This window comes from Enterococcus sp. DIV0008 (assembly GCF_050542615.1).
Classification (GTDB): domain Bacteria; phylum Bacillota; class Bacilli; order Lactobacillales; family Enterococcaceae; genus Enterococcus_D; species Enterococcus_D innesii.
Window position 1 is genome coordinate 1845089 of record NZ_CP172937.1, and the last position, 13179, is coordinate 1858267.

General features: G+C 42.0%; 15 protein-coding genes. 1 reads left to right on the forward strand and 14 read right to left on the reverse strand.

The features are described 5' to 3' along the window. Positions 1–20 precede the first annotated feature (20 nt). The 7 genes from rimP to IGI84_RS08845 form a co-directional block, all read right to left on the reverse strand. A complete protein-coding gene (gene rimP, locus IGI84_RS08815; protein WP_077454435.1) occupies positions 21–494 on the reverse strand; it encodes a ribosome maturation factor RimP in 474 nt (157 codons plus the stop codon). A gap of 207 nt (positions 495–701) precedes the next feature. Further along, entirely contained in the window at positions 702–1040 is a 339-nt protein-coding gene (locus IGI84_RS08820; RefSeq protein WP_170920140.1) for a DUF2752 domain-containing protein, read from the reverse strand. Next, positions 1040–1474 carry a DUF4234 domain-containing protein gene (locus tag IGI84_RS08825; protein WP_086292276.1) on the reverse strand — a complete coding sequence of 145 codons (435 nt, stop codon included), beginning with the start codon at positions 1472–1474 and terminating at the stop codon, positions 1040–1042. The genes IGI84_RS08820 and IGI84_RS08825 overlap by 1 nt, the downstream gene beginning before the upstream one ends. Positions 1475–1650: 176 nt before the next feature. Then, positions 1651–3591, reverse strand: a complete 1941-nt coding sequence (thrS, locus tag IGI84_RS08830; RefSeq protein ID WP_430600209.1) for a threonine--tRNA ligase — start codon at positions 3589–3591, stop codon at positions 1651–1653. Between the two features lie 312 nt (positions 3592–3903). Beyond that, positions 3904–4080: a 2-hydroxymuconate tautomerase gene (locus IGI84_RS08835; protein ID WP_005225916.1), complete on the reverse strand. Its 177-nt coding sequence runs from the start codon at positions 4078–4080 to the stop codon at positions 3904–3906. A 70-nt stretch (positions 4081–4150) separates the two neighbouring features. Further along, positions 4151–4666: an ASCH domain-containing protein gene (locus IGI84_RS08840; RefSeq protein ID WP_081118627.1), complete on the reverse strand. Its 516-nt coding sequence runs from the start codon at positions 4664–4666 to the stop codon at positions 4151–4153. Next, positions 4636–5508 carry an aminoglycoside 6-adenylyltransferase gene (locus IGI84_RS08845; RefSeq protein WP_081118628.1) on the reverse strand — a complete coding sequence of 291 codons (873 nt, stop codon included), beginning with the start codon at positions 5506–5508 and terminating at the stop codon, positions 4636–4638. Before IGI84_RS08845 ends, IGI84_RS08840 begins: the two co-directional genes overlap by 31 nt. Before the next feature lie 140 nt (positions 5509–5648). Between IGI84_RS08845 and helD the strand changes: the two genes are divergently transcribed. After that, the gene (gene helD, locus IGI84_RS08850; protein WP_220426584.1) at positions 5649–7928 is read left to right on the forward strand and encodes an RNA polymerase recycling motor HelD; all 2280 of its coding nucleotides are present in this window, start codon (positions 5649–5651) and stop codon (positions 7926–7928) included. Between the two features lie 66 nt (positions 7929–7994). Here the strand turns inward: helD and IGI84_RS08855 are convergent, their stop codons facing one another. From IGI84_RS08855 to IGI84_RS08885, 7 genes are all read right to left on the reverse strand, one after another. Beyond that, the gene (locus tag IGI84_RS08855; RefSeq protein ID WP_077454441.1) at positions 7995–8654 is read right to left on the reverse strand and encodes a hypothetical protein; all 660 of its coding nucleotides are present in this window, start codon (positions 8652–8654) and stop codon (positions 7995–7997) included. A 211-nt stretch (positions 8655–8865) separates the two neighbouring features. After that, positions 8866–9588, reverse strand: coding sequence for a YebC/PmpR family DNA-binding transcriptional regulator (locus IGI84_RS08860; RefSeq protein ID WP_220426585.1), 723 nt, complete (start codon positions 9586–9588; stop codon positions 8866–8868). Positions 9589–9667: 79 nt separating this feature from the next. Beyond that, complete coding sequence (locus IGI84_RS08865; protein ID WP_096742798.1) at positions 9668–10834, reverse strand: nucleotidyltransferase; 1167 nt, start codon at positions 10832–10834, stop codon at positions 9668–9670. Between the two features lie 27 nt (positions 10835–10861). Beyond that, positions 10862–11590, reverse strand: coding sequence for a class I SAM-dependent DNA methyltransferase (locus IGI84_RS08870; protein ID WP_077454365.1), 729 nt, complete (start codon positions 11588–11590; stop codon positions 10862–10864). After that, on the reverse strand, positions 11590–11931 hold the full coding sequence (rsfS, locus tag IGI84_RS08875; protein WP_034695537.1) for a ribosome silencing factor: 342 nt from the start codon (positions 11929–11931) through the stop codon (positions 11590–11592). The genes IGI84_RS08870 and rsfS overlap by 1 nt, the downstream gene beginning before the upstream one ends. 11 nt (positions 11932–11942) lie before the next feature. Continuing rightward, positions 11943–12542 carry a bis(5'-nucleosyl)-tetraphosphatase (symmetrical) YqeK gene (yqeK, locus tag IGI84_RS08880; RefSeq protein ID WP_081118631.1) on the reverse strand — a complete coding sequence of 200 codons (600 nt, stop codon included), beginning with the start codon at positions 12540–12542 and terminating at the stop codon, positions 11943–11945. After that, the gene (locus tag IGI84_RS08885) at positions 12532–13173 is read right to left on the reverse strand and encodes a nicotinate-nucleotide adenylyltransferase (RefSeq protein ID WP_005225906.1); all 642 of its coding nucleotides are present in this window, start codon (positions 13171–13173) and stop codon (positions 12532–12534) included. Before IGI84_RS08885 ends, yqeK begins: the two co-directional genes overlap by 11 nt. Positions 13174–13179 lie beyond the last annotated feature (6 nt).

The following is a 13179-nucleotide window of genomic DNA, read 5'->3' on the forward strand; positions in this document are numbered from 1 at the left end:
ATTCTTTCATTCCTCCGTGTTTAAAATTGAATGGCTAAACGAGCTTTGGCAATATTTTTCCGGTCGATCGTTCGTTCTTTTTCTCTGGTTTTGATTCGGGTCTTCATAACTAGCTGATTTTCGTCGAATGACTGTAAAAAGCCTTCGAACTGTTTTTCTCCATCAATCGGTTGATATAAAGAAACATGAATGTACTCGCCGACTGCCCGTTGATAATCTGCTTCTTTCTTCAATGGACGCTCGGCGCCAGGGGAAGAAACTTCCAAGAAATAGGCTTGTGGAATAGGATCAGGATCGCATTGGTCTAATTGTTCACTAAGTTGTTCACTGACAAAGGCACATTCCTCGATATCGATTCCGCCTTCTTTATCGATGAACACACGAAGAAACCAATTTTTCCCTTCCTTCACGAATTCTACTTCAACTAATTCAAATTTTTGCGCATCCAGAATAGGGGTCACTATATCTGTAACAGTTTCCACTACTGTACTCACAACATCGCCTCCTTTATTTCTCAACGAAACGAACTTCATTCCATTAAAAAGAGTGAGCGAAAAAACCGCTCACTCACTCTAAGTATCATTACATTGTAAATATAACACAATTTTCATAAAGATTCAACTACTGTCGCATGTTCCCTTCGCTTTCAGAAAAAAACAAAGCATTTTCTTAATGTTTTTTAATGCTTGGGTGAATGGATGTTAGTGAATCACTTGACCAATCCGACGTAGTAGTTGTGGGAAAATACTTTCTGGATCAAAGTCCATTGGCGCTTCATGTGGGAAATGAAGCCAGAGCCGACCGCCATAAACCACTAGTACTAAAAGTGTCAATGTCACCCACAGGTTTTGACTGTGGTAAAGTTTGCCGATTTTCGGATTTTTTTTGAATAAAACGATCCCGAATACGATCGGCACTAACCAAAACAAGGGATGAAAATGTAGCGCGCCTTGAAGATCGCCTTGGAATAAATGTAAATATGCGCGCGTCATGCCACAACCTGGACAAGGAACCCCCGTTATCCATTTAAACGGACAGATCAATAATCGACCCAATCATCTGAATCAAACGGATCATTTGAAGCATCAGATGATGTCATAGTATTTTGATCAGCTGCTTCCCACATTTGGTTCATGTCTCCTTGTAAAATCGCCATATTGATAAAATCAAAATTAAAGAGGCTTAAGACAACAAACAGGATTTTGTTGTCACTCAAACGAGGCATTTTCGCTCGTTGTTGCGCACTCATAAAGATATCCGCGATTCGATACCACCAATAAATTTGATACAACCCACAAGTAAGGATCGTTAATAAAATCGACGTCTCTGGTGAAAGACGATTGTCCCCACTGTACTCTGCTAGCTCTTTGGTTGTTTGGTACATCCAAAAGAATGTATAAATACCACAAGTAATAAATGTTAATAGAATGACCGATACAACCGATTTTTTTCTTACTCCATAATTATAGTTCATCACATACCCCTTCTATTTTTCTCCTTGTTGCTACCGGTTAATTATATATGATTTTATTCACAAAAACAAAATTTTCTGCATTTTCCACAGTTTTTATAGAACAAAAAGAGATAAACAGCACCTGCTAAAAAGCAGGTGCATATACTATAAGACAATTATCTTCTTTGTAACAAAAACTATGCGCGGCTATAGTTTTTCACTTCTGCAGCCATAGCATCAACAAAAAGATTCAACTCTTCCACTTGAGTTTCTTTGCTGCCATAGCGACGAATATTGACTGTTGCGTCATTGACTTCTTGATCCCCAACAACGATTTGGTAAGGAATTTTTTGTGTTTGCGACGCACGGATCTTGTACCCCATTTTTTCATTGCGATCATCTACTTCCACTCGCAGACCTTGCGCTTGCAAGCGTTCTTTGATTTCGTAGGCATAGTCGCTGTGGGCTTCGACTGAGACCGGAATGATCGATGCTTGGATTGGTGCCAACCAAGTCGGGAATGCCCCTTTATAGACTTCTGTCAAATAAGCCACAAAACGTTCCATCGTTGAAACGATCCCGCGGTGGATCACCACTGGACGGTGGTTGTTTTCGCCATCTTCACCAACGTATGTCAAATCAAAACGTTCTGGCAATAAGAAATCCAATTGGATCGTTGACAATGTTTCTTCCATACCTAGAGCTGTTTTCACTTGGACATCTAGTTTAGGTCCATAGAAAGCTGCTTCACCGTCAGCTTCAAAATAATCCAATTCTAATTCATCCATGGCTGCTTTTAGCATTGTTTGCGCATTTTCCCACATCGCATCGTCATCAAAATATTTGTCTTTATTTTGTGGATCGCGATAGCTTAAACGGAAACGATAGTCAGTAATATTAAAGTCTTCGTAAACGCCCACCATAAGATCCAGTGTCCGTTTGAATTCTTCTTTGATTTGATCAGGACGAACGAATGTATGACCGTCATTTAAGGTCATTTCACGAACCCGTTGCAACCCTGATAGCGCGCCAGATTTTTCATAGCGGTGCATCATCCCTAATTCAGCAATCCGAATTGGTAGTTCACGATACGAATGAATGTCATTTTTGTAAACCATCATATGGTGCGGACAGTTCATTGGTCGTAGAACCAGCATTTCGCCATCACCCATATCCATTGGTGGGAACATGTCCTCGTGGTAATGATCCCAGTGCCCTGATGTTTTGTATAAATCCACGTTTGCCATGATTGGTGTGTATACGTGTTGGTACCCAAGGCTAACTTCTTTATCCACGATATAACGCTCGATCGTACGACGGATCGTTGCTCCTTTTGGCAGCCAGAAAGGCAGACCAGCGCCGACTTCAGGAGACAACATAAACAATTCTAATTCTTTCCCTAGTTTACGATGATCGCGTTCTTTTGCTTCTTCCCGTAAACGGATAAATTCCTTCAAGTCTTTTTTATCGAAAAAGGCTGTTCCGTATACTCGTTGCATCATCTGGTTATCAGAGCTTCCACGCCAGTAAGCACCTGCCACTGATAACAATTTGTATACTTGGATACGACCAGTTGATGGGACGTGAGGACCGCGGCAAAGATCGACAAATTCACCTTGCTGATAGGCAGTAATCGTTTCGTCATCTGGTAATTCAGTGATCAACTCTACTTTGTATGGATCTTCGGCAAAAAGGGCCAACGCTTCTTCTTTTGTTAATACACGTCGTTCGATTGGCAGATTTTCTTTGATGATCTTCATCATTTCTGCTTCGATTGCCGGTAGATCTTCCGCAGTTACTGGGTTTTCCTCATTATCTGTGTCATAGTAAAAACCAGAATCAATTGCAGGTCCTACCCCAAAATGGATCGATGGATAGAGTCTGCGCATAGCTTGAGCCATTAAATGAGCTGTCGAATGACGAAGTAAGCCTAAAGCGTCTTCGTGATCGGGTGTCACGATCTCAATCGTTGCATCTTCTTCGATCGGACGTGAAAGATCGATCAGTTGCCCATTGACTTTTCCAGCTAAGGCTTTTTTTGCAAGACTTTTCGAGATACTTTCAGCAATCTCTTTGGTTGTTACCCCAACAGCAAATTCTTTTTTTGCGCCATCAGGAAATGTAATAAATAATGACATATGAATGTCCTCCTTTGAATGATTTCAATCAATAAAAAAAGTCCTAGTATCGGTTACGATACTAGGACGATCACTCGTGGTTCCACCTATTGTTTAAAAACAGAAAAAGTCTGTTTTCCTCTTCATGAGATAACGGTTCAACCGCCTCCGTTTCGACAGAGGTCTAAAAAAAGTGGTCATCCTTTGGTTTTCTTCTAGGAAATTTTCAGCCAAGATTTCCCTCTCTTATCGAAGACTCTCAAATTCAGGTGTCTTTTTTATTGATCGATTATGGCTCAATTAAACCACTACCTACAAGAAAAAGCAAGAGAATTATTTCCAATCGCCATTCACAGCATAGGTTCCTTGCTTCATTTCATTGATGATAACGTGGATATGCTCCTTAGGGGCACCCGTATTTTTATGGACTGCCTCAGTGATTTCTTTCATCATATTCGTCAGTTGTTCTTGTGAACGCCCTTCAACTAGTTCGACATGGATAAATGGCATACGATTTCCTCCTTTGTTTGCTTTTGATTATACACCTTTTTCAGAAAGACAAAAGCGATTGTCGCGCTTTTCATTGAAAATCATGGCCTTCATCTTCTTGATACACAACAGAAAACTTCTCGCAAACACACAGCATTTGATCGTGAAAAGACAAACCCGCTGAGGCATAAGCTCGTCGAAAAAAAGCTTCATGAACACGGCGCCAATAAGCCAAAGTGCGATCTCCTTCCCCTTCTAAAAAGGCGAACGCTGCTGTCACCTCATCAAAAGGCACGATCGACACTGACTCTAAATAAAGAACAGCTCTTGGTACATCCGAACCATCTAAAAGAACACTATACGTTCCTGATTGCGGCAATGCTTCTTGCTCGATTTCATAGAGGGCAGCGGCAGATGTCGTTGCCGTCTTTTTGCCAGCTAAAACCAGTGCTGCCAGTTCATCGGCCATTTGTGGGGTATCACCAAAGGACCAAGCATCTTCATAGGTCAGAGCAGATTGGTTTCTTGGGTTTACTTTTAAAAATTGTTGCCAAAAAGCCTGAATCTGACTGTCTTTTATTTTTGGTTCTCTGGTCTCATCTGCCAATTTTTTTCACTCCAATACTTCGTATATTTTTGGACATTCTCAGCTTCTTGCCAATCATACGCCAATCCCAATTTCTCGCTAATTTTCTTTGCTTGGCCATCAAATCGTTTTTGCATCTTCAAAAGTGACTGACCGCAAGCAGTGATCGTGGAAAAATCAAGCAATGAGGTCAATTCCCGCCACTCCTTTTCCGTGAGAAACGACTGCAGGTATTTATGATTTTTTCCAGTACTCACCTGAAATTGCTGAGTGTGGGCAACAAACAAATCTTCAATCCATAACAATTCTTGCCAACAAATGGTGTATAAATGATCCGCAGCATAAATCAGCTGCTTTCGAAGCAGCCCTTTCACGACATACGTGCTTACCCACCAAAATTCGTTGCAGTGTTCCCGAAAAGCGGCTTGGGTCGGACGCTTGATCCAGTAATGCGAATGATTTGCTTGATTAGTAAAACTTAGTAATTGGTCTGGATCAAGCAGCGGCTGCAAGCCTGGTTCGTTAGCCAGCCGATCGACCAGTGCAAGAGGACAAAGCATGAGATCGATTCTTACTCCGTCTAAAAAATGCATCAAGTACGTAAAACAACCACCCAGACTGGGCGGATAGATGGTGCTAGCTTCCGGTGTTTGCCTGATCATGAGCGGTCCAAAGGCTTCTAACCATGAAGGATCATCGACCAAGGGCTGAATATCATCCATTACATAAACCACATCAAAGTCTTGCAAAAAATCTTTTGGCGCCTGCGGATCGGTCCGTGAACCAGATAAACCGATGGCACGTGCCCCAACACCTTCGCCCACCGATTGGATCAGTCGGAGTAGTTCTGCTTCTTCCCTCACTCTTTCCACCTCTAATTCGACTAATTTTTGAATTACTATGCTCTTTCTATAAATATTAGCATAGTTTCTTTTTTTCCACGACATTCGCAGGGAAAATATGCTATAATTTTATGTCGCAATTTTTTTAAGGAGGATCCTTCGTGAACGAACGTCAAAAAGAACAACAACATGTTAATGAAACCATTGCTCTGATCCACAGAGAACAAGCGATCCTTTCGCAGCAAAAACAAGAGTTAGCCGCTAAAATGGATGATCAATTAAAAGAAATCGCCGATAAGAAAATTCGCGGGGGCGACAGTGAAGCCTTTTATGAATCAGTTATCGAGTACCAGCAGCATGAACAAGAATTGCTGATAAAATACCAAACCGCAGAATCGCAAGAAAAACGCGTCAAAACCTTAACAACGATGGCGGGCAATCCGTATTTTGCTCGAATCGATTTCAAAGAAGAACAAGAGACCGAGACCCTCTATTTGGGGATCGCTTCATTACGAGACAAAGATGAAGAAACGATCGTCATTGACTGGCGCGCACCGATCGCCAATCTTTACTATGAAGGAGAGCTTGGTGAGACCTTCTACGAAACAGACACTGATCGGTTTACGGTAGAATTGCTTTTGAAACGCCAATTTAAAATTCAAAATGGTGAAATCTTGTCGATGGTCGATACTTCGGAGATCATCAATGACGAATTTTTGTTGGAAATTTTGGATGAAGCCTCTTCTTCTCAAATGCGTAACATCGTTTCAACGATCCAAAAAGCGCAGAACCAAATCATTCGTGATACCACCAATAAATTCTTACTGATCGAAGGGATTGCTGGAAGTGGGAAAACCTCTGCTTTGTTGCAGCGGGTCGCCTTTTTACTTTACCGTAATCGCAAATGGCTGGATGAAAAACAAGTCTTGCTGTTTTCACCCAATCATTTGTTTTCTGATTATATTTCCATGGTCCTGCCTTCTTTAGGGGAAAGTGAAGTGCCCACAAGAACCTTCCACCACTTTATCCAATTGATTCTGACTGGCTATGAAGTGACGAAAGAAACCCAACAAGAAGAAACCTTTTTAAGCGGAGACGACGACGCCATTGAAAAAATCAAAAGCAGTCTTTTCTTGGTGGAAAAAATCAACCGTTATGTCCGTTCGATCGCACCGATTGGTCCCTTGTTCCGTGATCTAAAAATCCAAGGGCAAACCTATTTGACAAAAGAACAAATTCGCCGCTGGTATCAAGAAACCAATAATGAACTGCCGATTTACCAAAGAACCCAACTGCTTCAAACGAAATTATTAAAAAAAATCGGCGGCTTGGAAAAAGATGAAGCCAAAAAAGACTGGGTCAAAGAAGCGACCGAAGAACAATTGCAACAAGTATTCGCCAACGATCCTCATCAAGAATACAGCGAAGAAAACGAACGCCGTTTACGGAAGAAGCTCAGACAGCAAATCGTCCGCAAGAAGTTCCGTTCCTTGACGCGGGGAGTGAAAAACTTTCAGTTTATCAACCAAGCCAAACAATACTTACACTTTCTACAATCGGTTGAGTCTGCTGCAGTCAAAGAAACTGGCATCGAGGCTGCGGCTTGGCAGCAAAGTATTGCCGACATTCGTCAAGGTATGCGCCAAAGACAAATCAAACAAGAAGACGCCGTTTTGTTTTTCTTACTGATTAAACAGCTCTATCCTGTTCACGTCGAAGAAAAAGCTCGGTTTATCTTTATCGATGAAATGCAAGATTTCCCACCTGCCCAAGTGGCATTGCTGCGTCAGCTTTATCCAAAGGCTGGTATCACCCTTTGCGGCGATTTGAATCAAAAAGTGTATGGCAATGAAACGATCGTCGGGGCATTAGCAGAATTATTCCCCCACGAAAGTGTGAAACGTTATCAATTGAAAACCAGCTATCGTTCGACTAAGGAAATCACAGATTTCGCCAATCAATTTTTAGTGGGCAGTGATCAAGTGGAATTGACGGCTCGTAAAGGTGCGGTACCAGTAATTACTAAAGGAACTGCAACTGAAAATCTGGCTTTCCTAGAAACTAGTATTCTTGACGCAGCTGAGAATCAGCGTTGGCGCACCGCGATCATTTGTAAAACCGCAAAGGATTGCCAGCAGTTATATGCCCAGCTGGCAGAAACAATGCAGGAACAAGTGCAGCTGATCACCTCTGAAGAAGACTTCATGAAACGCAATGTGATGATCTTCCCGGCCTTTTTAGCAAAAGGGCTAGAGTTTGACCAAGTATTTGTCTGGACACCAGGTGCCACTTTCGTGACTGAACAAGACCAATTGATTTTTTATACAATGGCGACACGGGCGATGCATCAGTTGACCGTCGTCACCCAAGAGGAATTGCCACTGCTAGCAAAAGCTGATCCTACCACTTATCAGTTCCAAGAAGCATCAAAGATTGACTAAAAAACTAACAAAAAAACATCACGATCGGCTTGTTTCTTTTGAAGAAACAGTCGAAAGTGATGTTTTTTAGCCTTTTAATTCGCCGATAAACAAGCGGGTTTCTGGATAACGCATCCCGACGATGGTTAAAATCATTTGCAGCTCAGAAACGTGTTCTGGATCTTCTGGAACGAATAATTTTGTATGTCGGCCGATACTGCCGTTATCGATCAAGCGATGGGTACGATTCCATTGACTGAATTCCTCAATCGTCGTAAAGCGACTAAGAGGGAAGCCAGCCCCATCAAGAATTTCTGTCAATCGAAAAAGTACATATGAACTATCGATAACAAATTCTTTTCTGTGAGGCAAAGCACGCGTTCGTTTATAATCAATAATTGCTTTTTCTGGTCGGTGCTCTAAAAGCCAATCCAACAGCAAGAAGAACCCTTCCATTCGGTACTCATCGATAAAAAGTCGTTCAGAGTATTCCGACATGCGAAAGACTAATGGAATCAAAAAACGCTCTTTATAAATCAATAATGGTGCGCGATCAACCACGACGTTTAAATAACGATTTAAGTAGGAAGAACCACGATAATCGCCCAAACGATACCCCTCTACCCCATACTTTTTATATTTTCGGCAAAGGGCCGAACAGTCAGAAATCGATACAGACACTTCTGCTAGCTTCTCAAAACCACTTAAGATTCGATTAAATGGCTCTAAAACGATTTTTTCTTCCATGTCTGCCCCCCTAACGAGTTGTTTGCTTATGTAGTAAATCATAACATATAAAATGCCTAGAAACCAACTGAAAAGATAATGAATCTGGAAGAATTTTCAAGAGAAGTGCTTCTCGCTCTCTTGTTTTTTCACTTGGCTAAGCAGCGGAAAACCCATTAAAAAAAACACCAAAAAATGGCAGCCAGATTACCTCTAGGCTGCCAAGTGCGTTTTATTCTTCGGCGTCTGCCACATTGTGATAGACGTTTTGTACGTCTTCAAGATCTTCTAACACATCGATCATTTTTTCGAATTTTTCTAGATCGTCACCCGTCAAGGTTACTTCATTTTGAGGAATCATTTGCATTTCTGCAATTGAGAATTCAGTGATTCCTTTTTCTTTCAAGACTTCTTGAATGGCATGGAAGTCACTTGGTTCACCGTGAACGATGATTTGTCCATCTTCTTCAACAACATCACGAACATCGATCTCTTTGTCCATCAAATATTCTAAGATCTCATCCGCATCGTCACCGGCAAAGCCAAAGAGTGCCGTGTTATCAAACATATAAGCAACTGCACCTGAAACGCCCATGTTCCCGCCGTTTTTACCAAACGCGGCCCGAACATCAGCTGCAGTCCGATTGACGTTGTTTGTCAAAGTATCGACGATCACCATAGATCCGTTTGGTCCAAATCCTTCATATCGAAGTTCTGAGTATTGTTCATCGCCAGAACCTTTGGCTTTTTCAATCGCACGGTCAATAATGTGTTTTGGCACATTGTAGGTTTTCGCACGTTCGATAACAAAGCGTAATTTTTGGTTCGCGTGCGGATCAGGATCACCCGATTTTGCTGCTGCGTAGATTTCGATTCCAAATTTTGCATAAACTCGGCTATTGTTTGCATCTTTAGCAGTTTTCTTCGCTACGATATTTGCCCATTTACGACCCATGATTTCACTTCGCTTTCTTGTTTTTAAAAATCCTTATTCATTATACTTGTCAAATGGCGTTCTGTGAAGTAATTTTCACTTATTTATCAATAAAAAGCGGAATTCTTCGAAAATTTTGTTCTGTGATTTGAGCATTCCCTTGTTGATAGATCTGGTCGATCCGCAATGACAAGCCATAGCGCTGTGCTTCTTGCTTACCGAATTTAGCGATCAGCGGCAGGGTCAGCTCTTTTTTGACCTCTTTTAAATAGTGCTGCCCTTGCTTCGTATACCCTAAGACTCGAATAAAGGAATGTTCTTGGGCTTCCTTCATTTCAGCTTTTGTCACTTGGAACAATACATAACAAGCAAGGCGCTGCAGCCGCGTTTGGGTATAACGCTTCGTCTTTAACAACTTGATAAAATCTGCAAAAGAATCCGCCGCCGTCACATATTGTTTCAGTCGATATTCTAGTCCTTCTTCCATCTGGTAAATAGCCGCTAATTTTTCAAGAGGGGCAGAAATGATCTGGTATTGAAGGTACGGCCAAAAAGCTTCCCAGTCGACTGTTGCTTGTGAAAGAAAGTTTTGTGTAGCTTCCGGAACAAAATCCGCAACAGCTGCACCTTGTTTGATTGCTTGGCGAATGGCTGTTGCACTGGCGATCGTTGGATGATCGAATTGTTCTGAATGATAGGACGCCGCAACACGTTGGATGGGGACCAAGCGCAATGGTTTTTCATAATGTAACACTTCCCGTGCATACGCCATTCCCAACAGATGATTCGGCTGATCTTTTTCTGCATGGTACTCAGGATAAAGCTCACTGAGAACCGCACTCATTTTTTGACTATAGGTAGCATTTTGCCTAGCTATGCGTTGAAATGCATCATCGATCATCCGCTGATTTTCTTTTTCAAACTGAGCGAACTTTGCATAGTCAAAGGGTTGTTTCGCATCTGTTCCAAAACACAAAGAATCACATTGCAGATCTTGTAAGACCCTAATCGCTCCCGCTGCAAAAAAATCAGCAGACTGGACGGCCCAAGCGGATGGCAGTTCAACGACCAAATCGACGCCATTTTGCAATGCCGCTTGGGCTCGCTGCCATTTATCGATGATTGCCGGTTCACCACGCTGTAAAAAATTTCCACTCATCACGGCTACAATGACCTCGGCGTTGGTTTCTTGCCGAGCTTTGTCCACGTGGTATTGGTGTCCATGGTGAAAAGGATTATATTCTACGACTAGTCCGCAAGCCTTCATCGACATCCCTCCTGTTTTACATAACGGTTACTTATGGCAGACAAAAAACCAGCGACGGCTTTTTTCATTTGGTTTCGTATCGATAAAATCGGCGTAGCATTCAACATTAGCAAAACCAGCATTTTCTAACATTCTTAAATAGCTTTCGAGAGGATAGGTTCTTTCTTGATGAAGCTCATCTAAGCGTTCAAACAAGCCATTCTCTTGTGCAACAAAAAAGGTCAGAAAGTGTTCAATGCTATGGTCTTTTTCGCCTTGATAGCTTTCCCAAAGAAAGGCAAATTCATCGGTTTGGTAATGATAGCTATAATCAGGAAAGACTTCATCGATTTGATATAAAGAATGCACATCAAATAAAAACACGCCATCTTCTTCTAAACAACTGTAAACACCATCAAAAACTTGCTGCACACTCTGCTCGTCTTCCATGTAGCAAAGGGAGTCAGAATAACAGGTAATTGCTTGATAGGTGCCAACATCTACGAGATCCAGCATGTCACCCGCAACAAACTGCACAGCTGCCGCTTCTTTTTCTGCCCGTTGACTAGCGATCATCAGCATCTCTTCTGAAAGATCCAACCCAGTCACATCAAAACCAGCCTTGGCAAATTCAACGGCTAACGCACCGGTTCCACAAGCCAATTCTAACAGCTGTTTTCTTTCTCCTAAATGACGACAAGAAAAATCCAGCCACTTTTTATAGAGACTGGAATCCATTACTTCGTCATAGACAAATGCGAAGGTTTCGTAAGCCATTACGCCACGACCCATTCATTAAGATCCACAAGCGGCGCATCAGACCATAATTTTTCTAGGTTGTAAAAAGCACGTTCTGAGGCACTGAATACGTGAACGATCACGTCACCTAAATCGATCAAGACCCATTTTCCACCATCTTTTCCTTCGACACGGCGAACAGATACTTGATTTTCTTCTTCTTTATCGATGACTTCATCGATGATCGCATTGATTTGACGTTCACTATTTCCTGAACAGATCACAAAGTAATCTGCTAGTAAAGAGATTTCCCGCACATCTAATGCCATAATATCTTCGGCATGTTTTGAATCGGCGGCTTTTACAGCAATTTCTAATATTTTCTGACTATCTATGGTAATTCCCTCCTATATTTGGCTACCCAAAAATTGTAGGTTTCGATCGTTTTTGGGTAGATAACTGCTTCTGTTTCGATCAAATGAAGCAAGGTATGTTTCGTTTCGTAAGCAACAGCGGCATCTAAGTCGATCATTGCGATTTCCCTAGCCTCAACGACTCCAGGAAACGTTCGTCCGGGTTCGATATAATCTGCCACATAGATGATTTTATCTAGTAGGCTCATCTTGGCAGCTCCGGTGGTGTGCAAACGGATCGCTTGTAAGATTTCTTCATCATCGATCTCTAATTCTCGTTGAACGAAATCAGCACCGACGAGTCCATGCCAGATCGCATTGTTCCAGTTCAAGAGATCCAAATCAAAGCCATCTCTACGAATGACTAATCGAAATTCTTCATCGCTGCGTTCTTTTGCATAATCATGAGTCAAAGCAGCAATGCTGGCTTTGACCGGTGAAGCGCCATATTTTTCCGCAAGGGCAACGGCGGTTTTTTCGACACCCAACACATGCTCAAAGCGCTTTTGACTCATCTGCATTTGGACCTTTTGCATCAAAAGTTCCCGTTCTGCTTGTGTGTAGTGTTCACTCTTCATCCAAGTACAACCCCTTTTCTTGAATATAGTGTAACACATTATCTGGCAATAAGTAGCGAACGGAACAACCTTGTTGTACTTTTTTACGAATTGTCGTTGAGCTGACATCCATCAAGGGGATATCAATCCAAATAATCGGGTATGGACTGTCAATGGGCACTTCCGGGCGGCGAACCCCCACAAACGTTACCAATTCCATCAGCTCATCGATTTGATGCCATTTTGGTAAATAGTTCACCATATCTCCGCCAATGATAAAATAATAATTAGTATCTGGATTCTTAGCTGTCAATTCCCGCATCGTATCAACTGTATAACTCTTCCCTTTTCGTTCCAACTCAATGGTCTCTACAGCAAATCGCGGATTATCGGCGATCGCCAACTCCAACATCGCCAAGCGGTGCTCAGCTGGGATCGTCTTTTTCTCATCAACATGAGGCGGTAAATACTCAGGCATGAAATAAACTTTATCCAGCCCTAATGCTTGCCCTACTTGCTCACCCATGACCAGATGTGCGTAGTGTACTGGATTAAAATTTCCACCAAGAATGCCCACTTGCTTTTTCGGTACCAGTTCTTGTGTTTGTGTTTCTAAAACCGTTTGTACCTTGCCAAATGTTTGTCCTTGCATGCCTTT

Excerpts from the sequence above, each read along its gene's own strand:
- IGI84_RS08825 (WP_086292276.1), bottom strand. The coding sequence starts at position 1,474 with ATGAACTATAATTATGGAGTAAGAAAAAAATCGGTTGTATCGGTCATT.
- thrS (WP_430600209.1), bottom strand. The coding sequence starts at position 3,591 with ATGTCATTATTTATTACATTTCCTGATGGCGCAAAAAAAGAATTTGCT.
- IGI84_RS08835 (WP_005225916.1), bottom strand. The coding sequence starts at position 4,080 with ATGCCATTTATCCATGTCGAACTAGTTGAAGGGCGTTCACAAGAACAA.
- IGI84_RS08855 (WP_077454441.1), bottom strand. The coding sequence starts at position 8,654 with ATGGAAGAAAAAATCGTTTTAGAGCCATTTAATCGAATCTTAAGTGGT.
- IGI84_RS08860 (WP_220426585.1), bottom strand. The coding sequence starts at position 9,588 with ATGGGTCGTAAATGGGCAAATATCGTAGCGAAGAAAACTGCTAAAGAT.
- IGI84_RS08865 (WP_096742798.1), bottom strand. The coding sequence starts at position 10,834 with ATGAAGGCTTGCGGACTAGTCGTAGAATATAATCCTTTTCACCATGGA.
- IGI84_RS08870 (WP_077454365.1), bottom strand. The coding sequence starts at position 11,590 with ATGGCTTACGAAACCTTCGCATTTGTCTATGACGAAGTAATGGATTCC.
- yqeK (WP_081118631.1), bottom strand. The coding sequence starts at position 12,542 with ATGAAGAGTGAACACTACACACAAGCAGAACGGGAACTTTTGATGCAA.
- IGI84_RS08885 (WP_005225906.1), bottom strand. The coding sequence starts at position 13,173 with ATGCAAGGACAAACATTTGGCAAGGTACAAACGGTTTTAGAAACACAA.